We start from the raw sequence: 21,221 nt of genomic DNA, 5'->3' as shown, positions 1-21,221 counted from the left end.
CTTTGGATTTCACAGAAAAAATGTCCAAGTTTTCCTAAGCCCCTTGACCCCTGCGTTCAATTCCGCCAAGCCGTGCCTCTCCTGAATGCTGCATCCGTTCGTCATGACGTCTGCAGCCCTTCTCACCACTCATTCCCTGCGAGGTCCCTGAGTGCGCAATCACGGCGATTTCCTGTTCACCTCTGAATCTGTTTCCGAGGGCCATCCCGATAAGGTGGCAGACCGTATCTCCGACACAGTTCTGGACGCTTATCTTGAAGCCGATCCGGAAGCCCGCGTTGCCTGTGAAACGCTGGTCACCACGAACCGTGTCATTCTGGCCGGTGAAGTCCGTGGCCCCGAGGCCGTCGAAGACACGCTGATCGACCGCGTCCGTGAGGCCATCAAGGACATCGGCTACGACCAGGCTGGCTTCTCCTGGAAGACGGCTGACATCACGTCTTACCTTCACGCACAGTCTGCTGACATCGCCCAGGGCGTTGACAGCGGCAGCGACAAGGACGAAGGCGCTGGCGATCAGGGCATCATGTTTGGCTTCGCCACGCGCGAAACCGAAAACCTGATGCCGGCTCCGCTATTCTACGCCCAGACAATCCTTGAGCGTATCCGCGACTACCGCAAGAACGGCGACGCCCGCGGCGCTGGCCTTCTTCCGGACGCGAAGAGCCAGGTCACGCTGCGTTATGTCGATGGCAAGCCGGTTGGCGTCACGTCTGTCGTGATTTCCACGCAGCACGCTGAAGGCATGAGCCAGAACACGATCCGCGAAACGCTTCGCGGCGTGGTCAATGACGTTCTGCCGAATGGCTGGAGCTGCCCGGAAGACGAGTTCTATGTGAACCCGACCGGCAACTTCGTCATCGGTGGCCCGGATGGCGATGCTGGCCTGACCGGCCGTAAGATCATCGTGGACACCTACGGCGGTGCAGCCCCTCATGGTGGTGGCGCATTCTCCGGCAAGGACCCCACGAAGGTTGACCGTTCGGCTGCTTATGCTGCGCGCTACCTTGCCAAGAACGTTGTGGCTGCTGGCCTTGCAGATCGCTGCACAATCCAGCTCAGCTACGCCATTGGCGTCTCCAAGCCGCTGTCAGTCTATGTTGATCTCGACGGCACGGGCAAGGACATTGACGAAGCACGCCTTGGCCTGCTCCTCAATGAAGTTGTGGATCTGTCCCCGCGCGGCATCCGCAAGCACCTGCGCCTGAACCGCCCGATCTATGTTCCGACGTCTGCCTATGGTCACTTCGGTCGTGTGCCGAATGAGGCTCTGGACAACTTCACGTGGGAAAAGACAGATCTGGTCGACACCCTCCGTAACGCACTGAACAGGTAAGACCCTGACACAGTCTCTCAAACCCCAGCCGGAGCGGCTTTACGGCCGCCAACGCGGCCATCCGCTCCGGGCCAGACAGCAGCGCCTTCTCGAAGACGTGCTGCCGCGCTTTACATTTGCGTCTGCTGAAAATCCGACAGCCGGATTTTCCACGCCTGTATCGCGCGTTTTTCTCGAAATTGGATTTGGTGGCGGCGAGCATGCCGCTGCCCAGTCTGAAATGAACCCTGATGTCGGGTACATTGCTTCTGAAGTTTTCGAGAACGGCTTGTGCTCGCTTATGTCTCGTCTTGTCCCAGAAGGACAGGACGAGACAGCCGAGCCTCCGCCTCATTTCCGGATCTGGCCAGAAGACGCTCGGCAACTCCTGAAGGATATGCCGGACAATTGCCTGGATCGGGCTTATCTGATGTTTCCGGATCCATGGCCCAAATCACGCCATGCGAAGCGCCGTTTCATCCACCCGGAAAACCTCAAGGAGGTTCACCGCGTTCTGAAACCTGGAGCAATCTGGCGCGTCGCCAGCGATCATCCGGTCTATCAGGAATGGGTGACGGAAGTGATGGGCAAACAGGATCTGTTTGATGCCCCGCCTCCGGAAACGGAACGTCCTGAAGGATGGTCCCCAACCCGATATGAGGCCAAAGCCTTCCGGGAAGGTCGACAGCCTTTCTACTGGACATTTACCCGGCGCCCTTGAGGCGCCGTCCCTTTATCTGACTACAGTGAGTTCCTGACATCATGACCCAGATCGAACGCGAAGAAATGGAATTCGATGTCGTGGTGGTCGGTGGTGGCCCCGCCGGTCTGTCCGCGGCAATTCGCCTGCGACAGATTGCTCCGGACGCCTCGGTCTGCCTGATCGAAAAGGGTAGCGAAATCGGTGCGCACATCGTGTCTGGTGCTGTCATCGAACCGCGTTCGCTTGAGGAACTCCTGCCAGACTGGCGCTCTCTTGGTGCGCCCCTGAATACGGAAGTCACGGAAGAGCGCATGCTTTTCCTGACGGAAAAGCGCGCCATTCAGATTCCCTATCTGGATCGTGTCATGCCCCATATGGCGAACCACGGAAATTATGTGGTGTCTCTGGGGGAAGTCTGCCGCTGGATGGGTGAACAGGCCGAAGCGCTGGGCGTTGAGATCTACCCCGGCTTTGCGGGCGCTGAGCTGTTCATCGAAAACAATCGCGTTGCTGGCGTCATTACGGGCGACATGGGCATCGAACGCGATGGCACGCATGGTTCCAACTTCACGCCCGGCATGATCCTGCGTGCCAAACAGACAATCCTGACCGAAGGCGCACGCGGCTCGCTGAGCGCCCACGCCATGAAGCGTTTCGGCCTGCGCAAAGATGTCGATACGCAGACTTATGGCCTGGGCATCAAGGAAGTCTGGGAAATCCCGAAGGAAAAGCATCGCCCCGGCCTCGTCCAACACAGCTTTGGCTGGCCACTGGACGACCACACCTACGGTGGCGCATGGCTCTATCATTTCGGGGAAAATCTGGTCAGCTACGGTTTCGTGACCGGCCTTGACTACAGCAACACCTACCTCTCCCCCTTTGAGGAAATGCAGCGTACGAAGCTACACCCGGCATTCCGGGAACATTTTGAAGGCGGAAAGCGCCTGATCTACGGCGCCCGTGCGCTCTCGGAAGGTGGGCTTCAGTCCATTCCCCGCCTGACATTCCCAGGCGGTGTTTTGGCTGGCGATTCGGCAGGCTTCCTGAACGTTCCCAAGATCAAGGGAACACATACCGCGATGAAGTCCGGCATGCTGGCCGCCGAGGCTGTAGCCGAAGCGCTCCAGACCGAGCGTACAGAAGCTTCAAGCCTGACAGAGCGCGTCCGCAATTCCTGGCTCTGGTCCGAATTGCGCGATGTCCGCAATATCCGTCCGGCTTTTGCCAAATGGGGCATGAAGGCTGGCGCGCTCTATGCTGGCATCGACAGCATGATCCTGCGCGGCCGCGCACCTTGGACCCTGCATCATCCGCACGCAGACAATGAGACTTTACGTCCAGCGGCGTTGTGCGAGCAGATCGACTATCCGAAGCCAGACAATGTCCTGACCTTCGATCGTGTCAGCTCGGTTTTCCTAAGTGCGACAAATCACGAAGAAAACCAGCCTGTCCATCTGAAGCTGCGGAACGAAGCCATCTGGCGCACCGTCAATCATGACGTGTTTGACGCGCCAGAGAGCCGTTACTGTCCGGCAGGTGTGTATGAGCAGGAAAAGAGTGGAGACAATGACTGGTCGCTACGCATCAATGCGCAGAACTGCGTCCATTGCAAAACCTGCGATATCAAGGACCCGACGCAGAACATTGAATGGTGCACGCCAGAAGGTAGCGGCGGCCCGAACTACCCTGTCGGGATGTAAATCCTTTAAACAGACGGGCCGCTTCCTGACCGGAATGTGACTTCCTGATCCATTTCCGCTACGGTGGCGGCCGTTTTTCCAGCGGCGTCAGCAGCGAAAGATCACGATGAAAATTCTGGTCCCAGTCAAAAGGGTGGTCGATTACAACGTCAAGGTACGTGTAGCGGCCGATGGTAGTGGTGTCGAAACGCAGGGACTGAAAATGTCTCTGAATCCGTTCGATGAAATTGCGGTGGAAGAAGCCATCCGCCTACGCGAAAAAGGCGTGGCAACCGAAGTGGTCGTGGTGACCATTGGTGTTCAGGCCGCGCAGGATATCCTGCGTACCTCAATGGCGATGGGTGCAGACCGGGCCATTCTGGTCAAAACAGATGATACTCTTGAGCCCCGCGCCGTCGCCAATGCGCTGAAAGCCATTGTCGAACGCGAACAGCCGGGTCTTGTCTGCATGGGCAAGCAGGCCATTGACGATGACATGAATGCAACGGGCCAGATCCTGGCAGCAAAGCTCGGCTGGCCTCAGGGCACGTTCGCTAGCGCAGTGACCGTTGCGGACGGTCGTATTGAAGTCGCTCGTGAGATCGACGGTGGTACGGAAGTTGTCTCTTTGGCGCTTCCTGCCGTGGTGACGGCCGATCTGCGCCTCAACGAGCCGCGCTATGCGTCCCTCCCGAACATCATGAAGGCTCGTAAGAAGCCACTTGAAACGCTTGAAGCCGCAGATCTCGGCGTTGATCTTGCCTCCCGCCTGACCATCGTATCCGTCGCCGAGCCGACGGAACGCAAGGAAGGTATCAAGCTGGGCAGTGCGGCCGAACTGGTCGAAAAGCTCAAGACAGAAGCGAAGGTGATCTGATGACCGCTCTTGTTCTGCTCGAAGTCGAGAATGGTGAAGTTCGTCAGGCGTCACGTTCAGCCCTGACAGCCGCCGCACGCTTTGGCGATGTAGACGCCATCGTTTTTGGTGAAGGCGCCAGCGCCGCCGCAGCCCTTCCTGGGGTAAAGCGGGTTCTGTCCGTGCCAGCTCTGGCCACGGATCTGGCTGAGCCTGCCGCCGACCTGCTGGCGTCCATCGCAAAGGACTACAGCCACATCGTGGCGTCTGCCTCAGCAAGTGGAAAGAATATCCTGCCGCGCTTGGCGGGCCTGCTTGACGTGCAACCTGTCCCGGATGTTGTGGAGATCAAGGACGCCGAGACGTTCGTGCGTCCCATCTACGCGGGCAATGCACTGGCAACGGTTCGGTCTGCTGACAGCATCAAGGTCCTGACCATTCGCAGTTCCAGCTTTGATCCTGCTCCAAAGGATGGCGGTTCTGCAGCGGTTGAAACACTGGAAGCCCCAGCCAGCGAAAACTCAGTTTTCGTGAAGGTTGAGTTGTCAGCGTCCGACCGTCCGGAACTGGAATCTGCCCGGGTGGTTATTTCAGGCGGTAAAGGCATGAAGGATGCAGCCAACTTCAAGCTGCTTGAGCCGATCGCTGACAAGCTGAATGCCGCAATTGGTGCATCCCGTTCGGCCGTGGACTCTGGTTTTGCTCCGAACGAAATGCAGGTCGGGCAGACCGGCAAGATCGTGGCACCAGAACTCTACATCGCTGTCGGGTTGTCTGGCGCAATCCAGCATCTGGCCGGCATGAAAGACAGCCGCGTTATCGTGGCCATCAACACAGACCCTGAAGCCCCGATCTTCCGCGTTGCCGATTATGGTATCGTGGGCGACCTGTTTGAAGTGCTCCCGGCCCTCGAAAAAGCTCTCTAACACGTCTTTGCAGGTGACCATTATGACAGGTCACCTGCAATTTTCCTGACATAGCCTGTCCAAGGCTTAAGTTGCGGAACGCCTGCCGTATGGCACTCTCCGATCTTGGAGAGACCGCAATGAAACATCTTCAGATTTTCCGAAAACTGCTGCCTGCGCTGCCACCTGTTTTGGGTGTACTATTCATTCATACAGCGCTTGGCGCGGCCTACATCGTTCCATCGGCGTCGATGCAACCGACCTTAAAGATCGGTGACGAAATTATCGTTTCTGCACCTTCTTATGGCCTAAGCACAGCCTCTCTACCCTTCGGCTACGCGTTCGCCCAAATAACGCCAAAACGCATCTTTGGGCATTTGCCACACCGGGGCGACATCGCTGTGTTTCGGGCTCCCGCAAATCTTCATGAAACATGGGTTAAACGCGTCATCGGTCTTCCTGGAGACAGAATTGCGCTAATGAATGGTCGAATTCTCTTGAACGGGAAAATATTGCCTTGGAAAGATAAGGGTCCGGATCAAGAAGAGAACAGTCGCGGGCATACTTACTCCGCTGAGCGTTATGAAGAAACGCTTCCAGACGGAATGCACCATAACATTATCAAACTGACGACCCATGGTCCTCTGGATAACGTCCCCGAATTTACGGTCCCGGCAGAAAGATTATTCGTCATGGGAGACAACAGAGACAATTCGGCTGACTCCCGTGTTTCAGTCGCAGAAGGCGGTGTAGGCCTTCTTCCAATCTGGAATCTTCAGGGTCGTGCGATTACCGTTCTGTTCTCTTGGAAAAGTATCAAAAGAATATTGGTTTCCATCTGATTTTTCACCCCATCCTCTTGCCACGAAAGCAAATTCCCGGTAGGAGAAGCGCCGTCGGCCGGAGTGTAGCTCAGCCTGGTAGAGCACTGTGTTCGGGACGCAGGGGCCGGAGGTTCGAATCCTCTCACTCCGACCAGCCGATAAGCGGATTATCAGAAAAATCTGATCAGAGCGTAGTTACTTGACGCTCTAACCGTGTCCTAATTTCATATACAAAAATCATGGCCCGAACAGTTCTCGGGAGACTTGCTATGCGTCAACGCCCCGCTGCCCGATTACTGGTTCTGGATCAGCAGGATCGCGTCCTTCTCTTCAGGTTTTTTCACTCCTCAGGCGCATTGGCTGGGCGAAGTTATTGGTCCACGCCCGGCGGAAGCCTGAAGGATGGAGAAAATTTTGTTCAGGCGGCAAAACGCGAACTACACGAAGAAACAGGATTAAACGCGCCCTTTCTCAGCTCTGAAATTGGTCAGAGAACATTCGTCCTGACGCTCGCCAATGGTGAAACTGTTTTAGCTGACGAGCGCTTTTTTGCCTTTCGTGCACCAGAGACCACGCTCTCCTCTTCCGGCTGGACGCCCAACGAAAAGAACGTTCTCAAGGGCCATCACTGGTGGTCTAGACGTGAACTAGAACAGACAACCGAAATCATTTTTCCGGAACGTCTGCTCGATCTCTTAACCACGGCGCTGTCAGGCCACCTCCCCTGATTTCAAAGAGGTTTCAGCCCGACAAAGGGATGCACGGGTTGGTTAGACTGACATTCCGCTAGAATTTCTGGAGCCTGAAGGCCGTGAATATGCGTGTACAAGGCCTGCCGCGCATTGAGAATTCTGCCTGCCTCTTTATCGCGAACATCGCCAGGTTGCCCGAGCAGAGCGCCAGCATATTCAACTTCACGCTGCATCTCCGCATCAGGAAGAGCAGACAATGGCACGAACTGAACAGGCAAACTCAACTGTTGCGTCTTTGAACGGCTGGCATCTGCGGCAATGCCAATGACAGGCACAGTTGTCAGCGCAGACACAGAAAATGAACCAGACTGCGTCAGACTACCATTTAGCTGCATTGTCACTGGCCCGGAAACAAGCGCAACAACCGGGTCCAGAGTGTGCTGCGAACATTGTAGCGCACGCACGTTCCCATCAAAGCGATGAAACTGCTCTGTGGACCAGTCCTGAACCTCGGAAACACTGACGACACCAGCTTTAGCCAGATCCTTCTGAACACCGGCCAGGGCTGCACTCACCGAAGTCTGATCACCAGAACCAAAGACACATCCTGAAAGCAGCAACCATACAGGCAAAAAATATATCGGCTTCATGCTGCGCTCATTTCAGCAACAAGGGCCTGTACGTCTTCAGATTTTGGCGAAAGACCTTGCACTGTGAGCCAGTTCTGTCTGCTAACGAGCCCATAGGCCTCATCACAAATCTTCAGGAACGTATTCCACGGCATGAAGGTCCGGCTGCCCCATGTATTGAAAAATACACCGTCCGGTGTGTACCCCGTCAGCGCGATAGCATGTCCTCCGACAAAAACGTGGTCCTGCACAGCATCCCAATCCCAATCGGTACCTAATGGGAGACTCATGAACCCGCGCGGAACCTGCACCCCTGCCAAGACGCCGCCCAGATAGGAAATACCGCGTTTGATGCCGCTCACTGAATGGGAATCAATAATACCGTAAGCCGTCAGATAATCTCGTGTCTGCCCCGGCCGAACAAATCCAGTGCTCTTCCAGTATTGCAGTTGCTCCAGCAAAATCGTGCCATTATCATTTTGACCCGTTACCGGATTAAATCCCGTGACAGCCCCATAGTTCTGAAGAACCTGTTCGCTGGAGAGCAATACCAGCCCCTGAGCCACTTTTGTCCAGGTTGCTGTCAAAGCCGCATGAGCTGCAAAAGCGCAGCATCCGAACCGATCATTACCCCACATCTGATAGGGCACCCCCTGGGACCAGTCCTGGTGCTCTGGAACGTCTGGAACCCGCGCCGTCAGAACGGGCGAAAGCCGATAGGTTCGTACATCATGGCGCGGAGGCAACTTGCCCAGTCTACGCTCAATCATTCATCAACACTCCACGAACAGAGAATGAAGAAACCAGAGCGGCATGCCGTATTTGCAGGGAGTTCTTCGTTGTGATCGAAGCAAAGCCAAGGCACATGCCAAAACGCTCCGAAAAAAATGAAAGCCACTCCTCTACGGGAGTGGCTTTCATTAACGCCTTATCAAAAAATCTCAGGTCTTTTTAACCTGAGCCTCTGACACTCAGGTTCTGACGTCATACGCCAGAGAGGCCGGCCACGCAGCTTGGGCAAAAACCTGCGCGTAATCATGGACTTCCGTCAGGAATGTCCGATCACCATCCAGAACCAGACGAACCGTCGGTGCCAGTGTACCGCCAATCCGGTAAGTATCCGGATTTTCTGCATCCTGACCGGCAGCCGGAATGGTATCGATAAAGGATTGAACATAGCCCTCCGCATCCACAAAGTGCGAATACGTCGAATACGGCTGCGAAGACGGATTACCGAGTACAAGCCCTGAGCTATTCAGGGGCTTGTATGGGCCAAAAATACCCTTCTCGGACACAAAGCCATAGACGCCATCAGGTCCCGTGCTCTTGCCCGTGTACGTGGAATGATGGCTGATCGTGAACAGATAGGTCAGACCATCCTTGAAAACGAAATGGGGACGTTCGGTCTGATCGTTCACGCCAAGAGCCGTTACCAGAGCTGGCATCAGTTCCCACCGGGAGTAATCCCCCTTGCGCCAGCCGGAGACACACCGGGCCAGACCGATCGCTGCTGCACCATATTGTGCGCCAGCATCCACCGCATATCCTGGCGGAACAGCACCCATTTCATCGGTGCCGATAACAAACTGGCCGCGCGCACCCGGAACATTGCCTTCAAACAGCGTATAAAGCTGGCCATCGCCCGGATTGATGAACGGCTGCGGATCACGGAAATCAAAATATGGATCTTCAGACGCATTGGCGTAATGAACACCATCTGCCTTGAACATTTCCGTGCTTGTGGCGAAGCCGTCGAACCAGACACCCTTATCATCTGCATGAATGGTGCCGGAGCTGACCGCCGGAACAGAGTTGCCATCAGGCGCACCGACGGACGTGTAGAACATGTCCACCTTGTTCTCGGTGCCCTCACGCATCACCAGAGAACCGGACCATTCCCACGGACGCAGATCGGCAGAGGTCTGGAATAGTCGTCCGCCCCAGGTCCACTCCACACCATCGCGGCTATACCAGTAGCCGATATAAGCGCGGTCATTGCGGGAGTGCCATTCGTCATAAATTTTGGCGTTGGTCTTATCCATCTTGTCCACGGCAAGCGACCACAGGACGAACCAGCCTTTGAACGTGACGGTACGCATGTGCATGTCACGCAGCGCACCGCTGTCCCAGATCATGACGTCATTGGACATAATGGGAAACTGGTAATCGATCACCGGCATGGTCGTCGTCGGATCGTCTGTACGAACCTTCAGCGCATCCGCAATCGTCCAGCGAGAAACAGGATATTTGGTTGGAACAGGACGCGAAAAATTTGCCTGCACCAGAGACTGGGAGGAAATAGCATTCATAATTTTACTGATCCATACTGAATAAGTATTTGAAAAAATTTCTGGCTCTCAGGAAAAAATTCCAAGTAATTCGGGAGCCAGAGTATTTTACGCTTTCGGAGAAGCGTCCTTCTTTACGCTTTCTCCACTCCCAGAAGCTGAAGTCACTTTACCCACCTGCCGCTCAAGACGATTGGCAGCCCAGCCAAAGTTCAGCCCCAGAAGAGTAATGACGCGGTAAATTCCGCCGAACCGTGATGTATTTTTTGGAGGAGGCAAGAAAACCGTTATCAGCTTGCAGCCAATAATCAGCAGAGCCACCCAAAGTTCATAGCGGGCCGGAATGTCGGCAAGCAGACCCGAAAGATCAAAACCCGAAATATCCACAGCCTGAAATCCTAATAGGCTCATAAAAAAAAGAGGCTGCCCCCTCGTGGGGTCAGCCTCTTATGAAAATCATTTTCTGATATTGATGATTGAGCCATCTGCCTAACGATTTATGGCTCAATGCCACAGTTATATGAAAAACCTGGCCGCAACACAACCCTAAAAACCATCTCTGCTCGCCAGAGAGTTGAAACCTTCCCCCCACATACCTAGTTTCGACATTCAGAAAGTCTCTTTCTTCCAAGAGACCGATAAGAGAGACGAAACTTCCATGACACGCTCAATGCGTTCTGCTCTGGCTCTGGCCGCCCTCCTTACCGCTACCCCGGCCCTCGCCGAACCGGGCGGCTGCATCAAATACGGTGCAGCCGGTGCCGTAGGCGGACATCTGGCCAACCACCATGGTGTTATTGGCGCCGTTGGTGGATGCGCCGCTGGCATGTATCGCCGCCATCTGTATCGCAAGGATCTGCGCGAGAAGGCTGCTCTGTGGGACAAGGAGCATCCGGCAGCCCCGAATACCGGCGGCTGGTGGCAGAGCCACCACGATGCGACGTCCGTGAACCAGAAGGCTCAGTGGTACGACGCAGAACACCCCGAGCCAGGCACAAATGCGCCAGCTCCGCAGGCGCCGCAGCACTAAAAACAAAAAAGGCCCGGCTGGTAACAGCCGGGCCTTTTTCATGAGTATCCAAACAGTTTCAACCTACTCCGAACCCTCTCAGGGCTGTACGAGACAATGCCTCCAGAAGGTCAACCGACTCGTCTGAATCATTCAGACAGGGCACAAGGGCAAATTCTTCGCCGCCCGCTTCCATGAACTCTTCTCGAAGTTCATTCCCAATTTCATCCAGCGTTTCAATACAGTCCGCCATAAAGCCTGGCATGATAACTGCAATTTTCGTGATGCCCTGCTTCGGGAGAGCACTTACATAAGGGGCCGTATAAGGCTGAATCCATTCAAGCGGCCCGAAGCGCGACTGGAACGTCAACGGCATCTGCTCTTCAGAAAGCCCTAACGCCTGACGCAAGGCGGCAATCGTACGAACACATTCGTCCTGATACGAGTCGCCCTTTTCGATACAGACTTTTGGCAATCCATGAAACGACGCCACAATTCGTTGGGGCTTGAAGGAAAGGCTTTCCAGCGTCTTCAACACAGATGTTTCCAATGCCCGCACAAATGCCGGATGATCTGGAAAAGACGGAACCGTCAGAACAGCTGGTTGCTTTCTCAGCTTCATCAATGCCCGGAAAAGCTGATCGTTAGCCGTGGCAGTCGTTGCGGAGGAGTATTGCGGATAAAGCGGAATACTGACGATACGGTCGCATCCCTGGTCCATCAGGCTTTCAACAGCCTGCGCAACAGATGGGCGGCCATAGCGCATGCCCCACTCAACAGGGACACCGTCTGCTTTTAACCGAAGGCGAAGCTTCTCAGCCTGACGCTGAGTATAGACCCGCAACGGAGAAGCATTCTCTTCCCGATCCCAGATTCGTGCATAGTTTGCACCGCTGGCGAAAGGTCGTTTTGTAAGGATGATACCCTGCAGGATGGGCTGCCAGATCAGCGGCGAACTTTCGATAACGCGCCGATCGGAGAGAAACTCGCTCAGGTACCGACGCACCGCCAAATAGCTGGTGTCATCAGGCGTACCGAGATTGAGAAGTAGGATGCCTGTCCGTCCATGAGGCGGAGAGGCATGTTGGGGTTTTTTAAAAAAGAAGGCCATAGTACCCTTCAGTGTGAAACAGGGCTACAAATGGCGAAAGAGAAAAAACACATTAACCGAGGGATGCGCGTCCCTTTCGGGACGCTATCGTCGGCGCTTTACACGTGCATAGGAAAGACTTGGCTGTTCAACCCGGCGGGAAGCATTGTAAAAGATCACCGCCATTACAGCACCGATCGATCCGATATACGGCATGAAAGTATTCATCAGAGCCATATTTGCCTCCTTGAACCCTCTGGGAAAGTTTTCCGTGGGCTCAATACTGAGAGTGATCATATCGCCGTCGGTATTCAAGAGAAAAATTCATCCAAACGTCAAAAAAATAACCTCCACTGAAAAATATCCTTTTTTATCATAATCCTAAGCCTTGAAGAATCGAAGTAAGCCCTTCTGGAAGGGCAACCCCAGCGCTCCGCCCACGTTTAGGTCCTGACCAATCTGATTGATCGGGAAAGGATCTGATACAATGGCAACCCAAGACCCCGTCATCTACGTCGTCGCTGATGGTGAAAAAGCCCGTTTCCTTCGTCTGGAAGGCTCACAGCTCAGAACCATCGAAAACTTCGATATCCATAAGGGCTCAGACGCAGCCAAGGATGTAGGTTCGCTCAAGGCTGCTCATACAAGCCCGAAGGAGCAGCTCAAGACGCACTTCGCGAAAGATCTGGCGGCTCACATCAACAAGGCTGCACAGGACAGCAATGTTGAGGGAATCCTTCTTATAGCTCCGGCACAGTCTCTTCACGACATCCGTGAAAGCCTGGACAAGCCAACGTCCAAGAAGCTTTTCAAAAGCCTGACAAAAGATCTTACGAACACCCCGGATCATGAACTGCTGAAGCATCTGGACCGTCCGGAAACGGGCTGGCCGGAACTTGCATCAGTCTAAAATCCGAGCAGACAGGCAGACCGCTCAGCGTGCTGACCGGCCTGCCACACAAGGCTTTTCCGTCCCAGTCGTCTGTGGCCACGACGAAGGAAGATTACGTACATAACGGACGGCGAGAAGTGCAAAGCACTGGGCCTCCAGTGCGTCTCCGTCCCACCCAAGATCATCGACGGACCCCAGACATCCCAAACGTGAGCGCAAACGCTCCATCAAAACCGGATTGTGGCGTCCCCCTCCAGCGACAAACCACTTAGCGGGTTTGACTGGCATGGGTGTTCGAGCAATCGCTTCAACCGTAAACTCCAGCAGTGTCGCAGCGCCGTCTTCGGCAGAAAGCGTTTCAACGGCCTGCATGGCAGAAGCATGAAAGCTCAAACGGTCCAATGACTTTGGCATTTCACGCTGAAAATACGGCATTGCCAGCAAGTTTTCTAAAACAGCTCGATCTACCTTTCCTTTTCTCGCTAACGCACCATCGACGTCACACGCAACGCCAGTATGGCGCTCCGCCCAGTCGTCCAGAAGAGCATTTCCCGGTCCGGTATCGCACGCCCAGACCTGACGCTGCCCCTCTGTGTTCGGCCCGAGCAAGGTGACATTTGCCACGCCACCAATATTCAGAACAGCGACAGACTGCGTCTCGCTTTCCAAAAGTGCGGCATGCAGAACGGGCACCAATGGCGCGCCTTCACCACCACATTCCAGATCCCGTGCACGGAAATCATAAACAACCGGGACGCCACACTCCGCCTGAAGAAGCGCTCCATCACCAATCTGCCAGCTTCGCCCTTTTTCCGGCTGATGCAGGACAGTTTGCCCATGAAAGCCAATGATATCAGGGCGAATATCTGGAGCCAGCGTCATAAGCTCCCGAACAGCATCCACATGCCGTAGCGTCACGTCCCGTTCGGCAGCCAGAATATCCGGATCATCTTCTGCCAGATGTGCAGCATGATCCAGCAAATGGCGCAGCCGAGCCCGCAAAGTAGGGTCGTAGGGAACCGTCACGGCTGGCCCATACTGAGCAATTCGCTCCCCATCCGTCTGTACCAGAGCTGCATCCACCCCATCAAGAGACGTGCCACTCATGAGACCAATGGCCCACTGCATATTCTCGAAAGACATCAGGTTTTTACCTTCAGAGAGAAGCCAGGACCGTATGCAGATTGCCGTTATGCGCCTGAAGAAGCGTCTCAATCTTCTCGACAGACACCCCCTTTCTCACAAGAACTGCCCGCTTTACATTACCGCCAACCAACCGCAACGCATCACGAACTTCCTCGTCCGTTCCCCCAGCCAATTCGAACACCATGCGCTCGGCACGCAACTGCAACTTGTCATTGCTAATTCGCATATCGACCATACGCCCGCGATAGACATGCCCAAGGCGCGTCATCAAAGCGGTAGAAAACAGGTTAAGCGCAACCTTCTGGGCCGTCCCTGCTGCCATCCGCGTGGAGCCAGCCAAAACTTCAGCGCCCGTCGGAATACTGATCCCGATTTCAGCACTGCGTAAAAGACGTGAATGCGCGTTTCCACTTACCCCAATTGTCAAAGCCCCGACCTCACGCCCGGCTTCAACAACAGCACAGGTGTAGGGCGTATTGCCACTCGCCGCGACACCAATGACCACGTCATTCGGCGTGGGCCCGTATGCTCCAAGATCAACGCGCGCCTGATCTTCCCTGTCTTCTGCACCTTCGACAGCCTGCGTCCCTGCACCGGCGCCACCAGCCAGTAGCAAAACCAGCCGCTCAGGGGGCAGTCCAAACGTTGGTGTCAGTTCCACCCCATCCTGAACCCCAATACGACCAGACGTTCCAGCCCCAGCATAAATCAACCGACCGCCAGCCTGAAGACGGGGCACACTCGCCTCAACTGCGGCTTCAATGGACGGGAGTGCCTCTCCGACCCGCTCTAAGGCCTCTTTCTGAGAGTCCAACAGCCGTCCCAGAAGCGAATTCAAAGGCAGAAGTTCAATAGTCTGATTGGCTTCAAGAACCGTTTCTGTGCGGGGAACAGTCACGAATGACCCTTTTCATCTCGACATAAAAAAGGCGTCTGAAAGTTTCCCTTCAGACGCGCCAGAACTTCAGAAAACTCCCTTATTCCTTTACAGGAAACAAGGCTCCATTCTTCAAAAGACCCTGTTCAACCAGGCTTTCCGCAATCTGCACGGCATTCAGTGCTGCACCCTTGCGAAGATTGTCCGAGACGCACCAAAGTGCCAGACCATTCTCGACTGTCGGATCAATGCGCAGGCGAGACACATACGTTGCATCCTCCCCGACACATTCAATCGGCGTCACATAGCCGCCGTCTTCGCGTACATCGCGCAGAATGACGCCAGGAGCCTTGCGCAGAGCCTCACGAGCTTTCTTCAGGTCAATCGGCTTCTCGCACTCAATGCTGATCGCTTCGGAATGGCCGATAAAAACCGGAACACGGACACAGGTCGCCAGAACCTGAATGTCCGGATCCAGAATCTTGCGGGTTTCAACCGCCATTTTCCACTCTTCCTTGGTCGCTCCATCTTCCATGAAACGATCAATGTGCGGAATGACGTTAAACGCGATCTGCTTGGTAAACTGAGCCACCGTCGGCGGGTCGTTCACGAAGGTGCCCTTGGTCTGCCCAAACAGTTCGTCCATTCCGTCTTTGCCCGCACCGGAAACGGCCTGATAGGTCGAGACGACAATCCGCTTGATCTTGAACAGATCATGCAGTGGCTTCAGCGCGACAAGCATCTGCGCCGTTGAGCAGTTCGGGTTGGCGATGATTCCGCGACGCGCCTTTTTCAGCGCAGACGCATTCACCTCTGGCACCACCAGAGGAATACCAGGCTCCATACGGAAATGGGACGTGTTGTCGATCACGACACAACCCGCAGCGGCAGCCTTCGGCGCATAAATCGCCGATACTTCTCCGCCCGGCGAAAACAGCGCCAGATCCCACCCCTTGAAATCAAACGTCTCAAGGTTTTGAACCTTCAGCACTGCCTTGTCGCCAAAGGAAATTTCCCGTCCGACAGAGCGCGGCGACGCGAGTGCCACGACCTCGTCCACAGGGAAATTACGCTCTGCCAAAATCCGCAGCAGCTCGCGCCCCACCGCTCCCGTGGCGCCCGCAACCGCAACCCGATAACCCATGATGTTTTCCGTTCCCTTGTAAAAAAATCAGCCTACGAAAGGCAGGCGCTTGACCAGCGCCGAAAGACGATGCCGCCCCAGTTCGTACCGAGCCTTCCGGCCCGTTGCCATATAATTGAGCTGGATCGCATACCGCGTCCCGATAAACTGCCGATGTCCGTGCCACGTTGTCGGACCATTAGGGAACACCAGCAGCGTTCCCTCAGCCGGCGTGACTTCGACGTCATAGTCCTCGACATCATCCGGGCCATTCAACAGACGCAAACACCCATCCCGCGAAGACCAGTCTTCGTCTCGCGGGTTAAGATACAGCAACACGGTAACCAGCTTGGCTTCGGAATCCCGGTGAATGCGCCCGTCTTTTTCACGCGTCCGACCACGAACCGTCAGCATGGTCGGTGCATCCGCCAAGTCCAGGCCAAACTTCTCCGCAATCAGGTCCTTGAGCAAAGGACCCTGCAATTCCTCGATCATGCTATTCACACGAGGTGTAAGCTCCAGCGCCTCCGGCGGAAAAGATCCGCCGGACTGCATGTCCGGCAGATCAGCCACAATGGACTGAAGATCATCATTGCTGATGAAATGCGGCACAACCACATGCGGGAAAGGCTTCTCCGCAATCGGCGTATGCGCCAGAGCATCATAATCGAGAGAAATGTTGGACATAGTGGCCGAGGCTAGCCCTGCCCCAACGACCCGGCAAGACCTATTCCACAAACGCCAACACCAACTCTCACGAAAGAAACTTACCCGCGAAGTGGCTTCTGCGCCTTTGAAACGCGGCTGGTTGACAGATAGCGGACATATCCAGCTCCAAGCCGGTTAGCACCGCCCGTGCAAACCTGCGGCTGACGCGGTTCTTTCACGTTCGGAACCCAGACCGTATGCAACAGGCGCGGATTGATCCGACAAACAATCAACCGCCGATCCACACCAGACATCCCTGCATCTTCAGCAAGTCTCATCCGTACGGACAGCATACCACTTTCCAGACCCTGAGCCGAAGCATCCGGAGTCATAAGGGTCGTGACAGTCAAAAATAGACAGACAAGCAGAGCACGCATGAGCTGAACTCCTCGACATGTCCTTCGCAATTTCCAGAAACTGCCAGAAGGCACTGCCTGTATGACGCTGCGTGTCGCTCAAAAGTTGCGGCAATTTTATGGCAAACTTCGCTCTACCTTAAAACATGATGCCTCAAACCTCCCCTTCAGGCAGACGTTGAAGCCACCAAAAGATCAGGTTTCCCATTTTTCAGGAATGCTCTCATGAATACAGCGCGACTTGTCCTTCCGGAACTCCTTCCGACCCTAAACCAGTTTCCTGCCACTGACCTGACACCAGAAACACTTCCGGACCTGAGAAACGCCCTTGAGAACCGCGCCGCGCAAGCATTTCAGAAAGCTGAAGATTTTCAGGTTACTGTTGAACAACGTCACATCCCTGTCCCCCCTGAGGGCGACAGAACTATCCGCCTTCTGGCCGTTCAACCTAAAGAGACAAGCTCCACGCCACGTCCGGTTTTGCTGCACTTCCATGGTGGAGGTCACTGCGCTGGACGCCCCGAACAGAACACTGCCGAGCTCTGCCGCTTCGCCCAGGATCTTAACTGCCTTGTCATCTCCCCGGATTACCGCCTCACACCAGAAACACCTTTTCCTGGTGGCATTAAAGATGCCTACGCGACGCTCTGCTGGATTCATGACAACGCTGACGCCCTGAGTATCCGCCGCGATCAGATCGCCGTTACCGGAGAAAGCGCAGGCGGGAATCTTGCGGCGGCTGTCTGCCTGCTGGCCAGAGACCGCAATGGGCCAGCCATTCTCTTTCAGAACCTGATTTATCCGATGCTGGATGACCGAACGATCGACAACGAGGCAAACCCCTCTCCCGTCGCAGGCGAATTCGTCTGGACGCGCGCCAGTAACACTTACGCCTGGGGAATTCTTCTCGCACCCTCCCTGCCCGGCGCTGACGATATTTCTCCCTATGCCGCGCCCTCCCGCGCCAGCGATCTTTCTGGGCTACCTCCTGTCATTATGATGATCGGCTCATTGGATCTGTTTCTCGAAGAAGACCTGCTCTACGCCCAACGACTGATCCGAAGCGGGGTCTCCGTGGAACTGGAGATCGTCCCCGGGGCCTTCCATGCCTTTGATGTGACAGAAACTCCTGTGGCAAAACGTACCCTCGACAGACGAATCACTTCCATGAAGCGGTTCTTCACCCCATCTAGAGACTGACACGGAATGCATTATCCAAATGCGTTTCCCCACCTGCTCTGATGGGCTAGAGTTCGCGCCCCTGTGACTGGAGACTGATTTTTCATGGGCGATCACCGCGACGACCGCGATGCCATCAACGGCGCAAACACTGTCTATCTGGCTGAGCTTCATGCCCGCTGGCAGATCGATCCTGCGTCCGTGGACCCAGCTTTCGCCGCCCTGTTCGAAACCCTTGGTGCTGAACGTCCGACAACTGACACGTCGGACAGTAGCGCTGAGGCCCTGAAAAACGCCTATCGTCTGCGCGGCCACGCTTTTGCACGCCTGGATCCACTCGGTCTCGCACCAACGCCGCACATCCCTGAGCTTAGCCCACCCGACGCAGACCGTGATCTGCTTGCTCGCCTGCGCCGCGCCTATTCGGGCACCTTAAGTGCCGAATTCATGCACATTCAGGACCCACAGCAGAGACAATGGTGGATTGACCGGCTTGAGACGTCATCCTCGACGCCAGCGATGGAGCCGGAACGCATTCTTCTGGCCCTGACCCGTGCAGAGGGCTTTGAAGGGTTTTGTCAAAAGCGCTTCATGGGAATGCGCCGCTTTGGTCTGGAAGGTGGAGAGAGCGTTATTGTCGCCCTCCGGACCCTGATCGATGCCGCTGCACGCGATGGGGCAAAATCTGTATCGCTGGGTATGCCACATCGCGGCCGACTGAACGTTATGGCCAATATCCTGCGGAAGCCCTTCGCGGCAATTTTCAGCGAATTTTCTGGTGCATCCTTCAAGCCAGATGACATCCAAGGGTCTGGGGACGTCAAATACCATCTCGGCACCGCCACCACGATGGAACACGCAGGCCACACCTTGCGTATTTCCCTCCTGCCAAACCCGTCTCATCTTGAAGCCGTAGACCCTGTTGTTCTCGGTCGCGTCCGCGCTGATCAGGATCGTGAAAAAGACAAGAACCGCGATCGCCATCTTGGTATTCTTGTCCATGGAGACGCTGCGTTCGCCGGGCAGGGCGTTGTTTATGAAACGCTGGGCCTTTCCAAACTTGAAGGCTACCGCACAGGCGGAACCGTCCACGTCATCATCAACAATCAGATCGGCTTCACGACCGTTCAATCCGACGCTCATTCCGGTGTCTACAACACGGACATCGCCAAATCCGTTCAGGCCCCCATCCTGCATGTCAATGGCGATGACCCGGACGCGGTCGCGCGGGCAGCCTTGCTGGCACATGAATGGCGCCGCGATTTTCACGCAGACGTCGTACTGGATGTCGTTTGCTACCGTCGCCATGGCCACAATGAAACCGACGAACCCGCCTTCACCCAGCCTGCCATGGTCCATGCCATCCAGTCCCGCCCCACGACGCGTCGCCTCTATGCCGATGCCCTGATCCGTAAAGGCATTCTGACGTCGGATCAGGTTGAGGAAATGTGGCAGCACTTCCAAAGAAGACTGGAAGAGCAATTCGCAGCCTCCGAGCATTACCGGCCAAACGCAACTGACTGGCTGGACGGACCGCAGGATTCCACCCGCCTCCAGGATGAACCCGAACGCATCCAACCCATGACCGGCGTTCCGATGGAACGTCTGCGCATGATCGGAGAGGCCATCGGCACTATTCCAGAAGGCCTGAACGTTCACCCCCGCCTTGCACGGCAGATTATCGCCCGCGGTAAGGGCGTCGCGGACGGTGGCCCTCTCGATTGGGCAACAGCCGAAGCCCTTGCGTTTGGCACCCTATCAATGGACGGGCATCCTGTGCGCCTGTCAGGTCAGGATAGCCGACGCGGCACCTTCAGCCAGCGTCATGCTGTGCTGTTTGATCAGGAAACGGGACGGGAAGAAACGCTCCTCGCCCATATCGCCCCCCATCAGGCCCCACTGCACCTCTGGAATTCCCCCCTCTCCGAGTTCGGGGTGCTAGGCTTCGAATACGGCTATTCCCTCGGTGACCCGGACACACTGGTACTCTGGGAAGCCCAGTTTGGAGACTTCGCCAACGGCGCACAGGTCATTCTGGATCAGTTCATCGCCTCAGGGGAAACCAAGTGGCTTCGCACATCCAGCCTGACGCTCCTTCTCCCTCATGGGTATGAAGGTGGCGGGCCTGAACATTCATCCGCGCGACCAGAGCGCATTCTTCAGTTGTGTGCAGAAAACAATCTGCGCGTCTGCAACATCACAAGCCCGGCCAATTATTTCCATGCTCTGCGCCGCCAGATTGCGCGCCGCTGCCGCAAGCCGCTGATCATCTTCACGCCCAAGTCTTTGCTTCGCCATAAGGAAGCCGTTTCTGCGCTTGCTGAGATGGGGCCGCACACGCGTTTCCAGCCAGTCCTGGCAGACCCGCAAACCATTACCAACCCCAGAAAAATTATCCTGTGTTCCGGTAAGGTCTTCTATGACCTGACTGCCGAGCGGGCGCGGAAGTCCTGCGCGGACGTGGCCATCATCCGGCTGGAGCAGCTCTATCCGTTCCCTCATCACGCCCTGATCCAGCAACTGGAGCTTTATCCGGATGCTGAACAGATTGTCTGGTGCCAGGAAGAGCCCCAGAATAATGGTGCCTGGATTTTTGTTGATCGTCGGATCGAGCGCGCTCTTCGGGAGTGCGGTCACAAGGTACAGCGCCCTGATTATGTGGGCCGTGAAAGTGCTGCCTCTCCTGCAACCGGTCTTCCTGGTGCACATGCGGCGCAGCAGGAAAAACTGGTGCAGGACGCGCTGGCCTGACGCTCAGGCCAGCAAACGCTTCTCAGGTTGGGCCACCTTGATATCCATAACTGCTCCGACCTGAACCCGTATTACCGAACCCATCTCCCCGATATTGGCGTGAACCCTGTCCACCATAATCCGGCCCGCAAGCAGCCAGAGCCATCAGAAGTGCCAGAGCCAGACCAACTTTTACCCGCATCGCCCTATTCCTTGTTTC

General features: G+C 55.6%; 22 protein-coding genes and 1 tRNA gene. 12 read left to right on the top strand and 11 right to left on the bottom strand.

The genetic code is table 11. The annotated features are described in order from the left end of the window. Positions 1-151: 151 nt before the first annotated feature. The 8 genes from metK to M2305_RS07385 all read left to right on the top strand — a co-directional run bounded on the left by metK (position 152) and on the right by M2305_RS07385 (position 7,010). A complete protein-coding gene (gene metK / locus M2305_RS07420; protein WP_064275660.1) occupies positions 152-1,336 on the top strand; it encodes a methionine adenosyltransferase in 1,185 nt (394 codons plus the stop codon). 4 nt (positions 1,337-1,340) lie between these two features. Then, positions 1,341-2,036 (top strand): tRNA (guanine(46)-N(7))-methyltransferase TrmB, encoded by a 696-nt coding sequence (gene trmB, locus M2305_RS07415; protein WP_080951434.1) that lies wholly within the window; start codon positions 1,341-1,343, stop codon positions 2,034-2,036. A gap of 41 nt (positions 2,037-2,077) precedes the next feature. Beyond that, entirely contained in the window at positions 2,078-3,718 is a 1,641-nt protein-coding gene (locus tag M2305_RS07410) for an electron transfer flavoprotein-ubiquinone oxidoreductase (protein WP_264649004.1), read from the top strand. Positions 3,719-3,824: 106 nt separating this feature from the next. After that, complete coding sequence (locus tag M2305_RS07405) at positions 3,825-4,574, top strand: electron transfer flavoprotein subunit beta/FixA family protein (RefSeq protein ID WP_211500430.1); 750 nt, start codon at positions 3,825-3,827, stop codon at positions 4,572-4,574. Then, positions 4,574-5,479, top strand: a complete 906-nt coding sequence (locus tag M2305_RS07400; protein WP_264649003.1) for an electron transfer flavoprotein subunit alpha/FixB family protein — start codon at positions 4,574-4,576, stop codon at positions 5,477-5,479. Before M2305_RS07405 ends, M2305_RS07400 begins: the two co-directional genes overlap by 1 nt. Positions 5,480-5,598: 119 nt before the next feature. Then, positions 5,599-6,300, top strand: coding sequence for a signal peptidase I (gene lepB / locus M2305_RS07395; RefSeq protein ID WP_264649002.1), 702 nt, complete (start codon positions 5,599-5,601; stop codon positions 6,298-6,300). Positions 6,301-6,359: 59 nt separating this feature from the next. After that, positions 6,360-6,436 (top strand) — tRNA-Pro (locus M2305_RS07390). A 115-nt stretch (positions 6,437-6,551) separates the two neighbouring features. Then, positions 6,552-7,010, top strand: coding sequence for an NUDIX hydrolase (locus M2305_RS07385; RefSeq protein WP_264649001.1), 459 nt, complete (start codon positions 6,552-6,554; stop codon positions 7,008-7,010). Positions 7,011-7,012: 2 nt separating this feature from the next. On the opposite strand, the gene M2305_RS07380 is transcribed toward M2305_RS07385, so the two are convergent. The 4 genes from M2305_RS07380 to M2305_RS07365 form a co-directional block, all read right to left on the bottom strand. Next, entirely contained in the window at positions 7,013-7,624 is a 612-nt protein-coding gene (locus M2305_RS07380) for a hypothetical protein (protein WP_264649000.1), read from the bottom strand. Continuing rightward, positions 7,621-8,373 (bottom strand): C1 family peptidase, encoded by a 753-nt coding sequence (locus tag M2305_RS07375; protein WP_264648999.1) that lies wholly within the window; start codon positions 8,371-8,373, stop codon positions 7,621-7,623. The genes M2305_RS07380 and M2305_RS07375 overlap by 4 nt, the downstream gene beginning before the upstream one ends. Before the next feature lie 201 nt (positions 8,374-8,574). Further along, a complete protein-coding gene (locus M2305_RS07370) occupies positions 8,575-9,912 on the bottom strand; it encodes a glycoside hydrolase family 68 protein (protein WP_264648998.1) in 1,338 nt (445 codons plus the stop codon). Between the two features lie 87 nt (positions 9,913-9,999). Next, positions 10,000-10,302 carry a hypothetical protein gene (locus M2305_RS07365; RefSeq protein ID WP_264648997.1) on the bottom strand — a complete coding sequence of 101 codons (303 nt, stop codon included), beginning with the start codon at positions 10,300-10,302 and terminating at the stop codon, positions 10,000-10,002. A gap of 247 nt (positions 10,303-10,549) precedes the next feature. Between M2305_RS07365 and M2305_RS07360 the strand changes: the two genes are divergently transcribed. Next, positions 10,550-10,921: a hypothetical protein gene (locus M2305_RS07360; RefSeq protein WP_046900560.1), complete on the top strand. Its 372-nt coding sequence runs from the start codon at positions 10,550-10,552 to the stop codon at positions 10,919-10,921. Between the two features lie 58 nt (positions 10,922-10,979). Here the strand turns inward: M2305_RS07360 and hemH are convergent, their stop codons facing one another. Beyond that, positions 10,980-12,011, bottom strand: coding sequence for a ferrochelatase (gene hemH, locus M2305_RS07355; RefSeq protein WP_211508160.1), 1,032 nt, complete (start codon positions 12,009-12,011; stop codon positions 10,980-10,982). 466 nt (positions 12,012-12,477) lie between these two features. Between hemH and M2305_RS07350 the strand changes: the two genes are divergently transcribed. Further along, positions 12,478-12,900 (top strand): host attachment protein, encoded by a 423-nt coding sequence (locus M2305_RS07350; RefSeq protein WP_046900557.1) that lies wholly within the window; start codon positions 12,478-12,480, stop codon positions 12,898-12,900. A gap of 24 nt (positions 12,901-12,924) precedes the next feature. Here M2305_RS07350 and M2305_RS07345 read toward each other — a convergent pair whose 3' ends face one another. From M2305_RS07345 to M2305_RS07325, 5 genes are all read right to left on the bottom strand, one after another. Further along, the gene (locus tag M2305_RS07345) at positions 12,925-14,025 is read right to left on the bottom strand and encodes an anhydro-N-acetylmuramic acid kinase (RefSeq protein WP_408871463.1); all 1,101 of its coding nucleotides are present in this window, start codon (positions 14,023-14,025) and stop codon (positions 12,925-12,927) included. Positions 14,026-14,038: 13 nt separating this feature from the next. Next, a complete protein-coding gene (locus tag M2305_RS07340; protein WP_264648996.1) occupies positions 14,039-14,926 on the bottom strand; it encodes an N-acetylmuramic acid 6-phosphate etherase in 888 nt (295 codons plus the stop codon). Between the two features lie 79 nt (positions 14,927-15,005). Beyond that, positions 15,006-16,049 (bottom strand): aspartate-semialdehyde dehydrogenase, encoded by a 1,044-nt coding sequence (locus M2305_RS07335; protein ID WP_064275290.1) that lies wholly within the window; start codon positions 16,047-16,049, stop codon positions 15,006-15,008. 27 nt (positions 16,050-16,076) lie between these two features. Continuing rightward, on the bottom strand, positions 16,077-16,715 hold the full coding sequence (locus M2305_RS07330; protein WP_264648995.1) for a 2OG-Fe(II) oxygenase family protein: 639 nt from the start codon (positions 16,713-16,715) through the stop codon (positions 16,077-16,079). A gap of 80 nt (positions 16,716-16,795) precedes the next feature. After that, a complete protein-coding gene (locus tag M2305_RS07325; RefSeq protein ID WP_249202804.1) occupies positions 16,796-17,113 on the bottom strand; it encodes a hypothetical protein in 318 nt (105 codons plus the stop codon). A gap of 204 nt (positions 17,114-17,317) precedes the next feature. On the opposite strand from M2305_RS07325, the gene M2305_RS07320 reads away from it, so the two are divergent. After that, complete coding sequence (locus M2305_RS07320) at positions 17,318-18,292, top strand: alpha/beta hydrolase (protein WP_264648994.1); 975 nt, start codon at positions 17,318-17,320, stop codon at positions 18,290-18,292. 84 nt (positions 18,293-18,376) lie between these two features. Beyond that, positions 18,377-21,022 carry a 2-oxoglutarate dehydrogenase E1 component gene (locus M2305_RS07315; protein WP_264648993.1) on the top strand — a complete coding sequence of 882 codons (2,646 nt, stop codon included), beginning with the start codon at positions 18,377-18,379 and terminating at the stop codon, positions 21,020-21,022. A 22-nt stretch (positions 21,023-21,044) separates the two neighbouring features. On the opposite strand, the gene M2305_RS07310 is transcribed toward M2305_RS07315, so the two are convergent. Further along, complete coding sequence (locus M2305_RS07310) at positions 21,045-21,203, bottom strand: hypothetical protein (RefSeq protein ID WP_264648992.1); 159 nt, start codon at positions 21,201-21,203, stop codon at positions 21,045-21,047. Between the last annotated feature and the right edge of the window lie 18 nt (positions 21,204-21,221).

Source organism: Gluconobacter cerinus (genome assembly GCF_025961355.1).
GTDB lineage: Bacteria > Pseudomonadota > Alphaproteobacteria > Acetobacterales > Acetobacteraceae > Gluconobacter > Gluconobacter cerinus.
The sequence above is the reverse complement of the archived record's forward strand: the minus strand, read 5'-3'. Positions and strand labels throughout refer to the sequence as shown.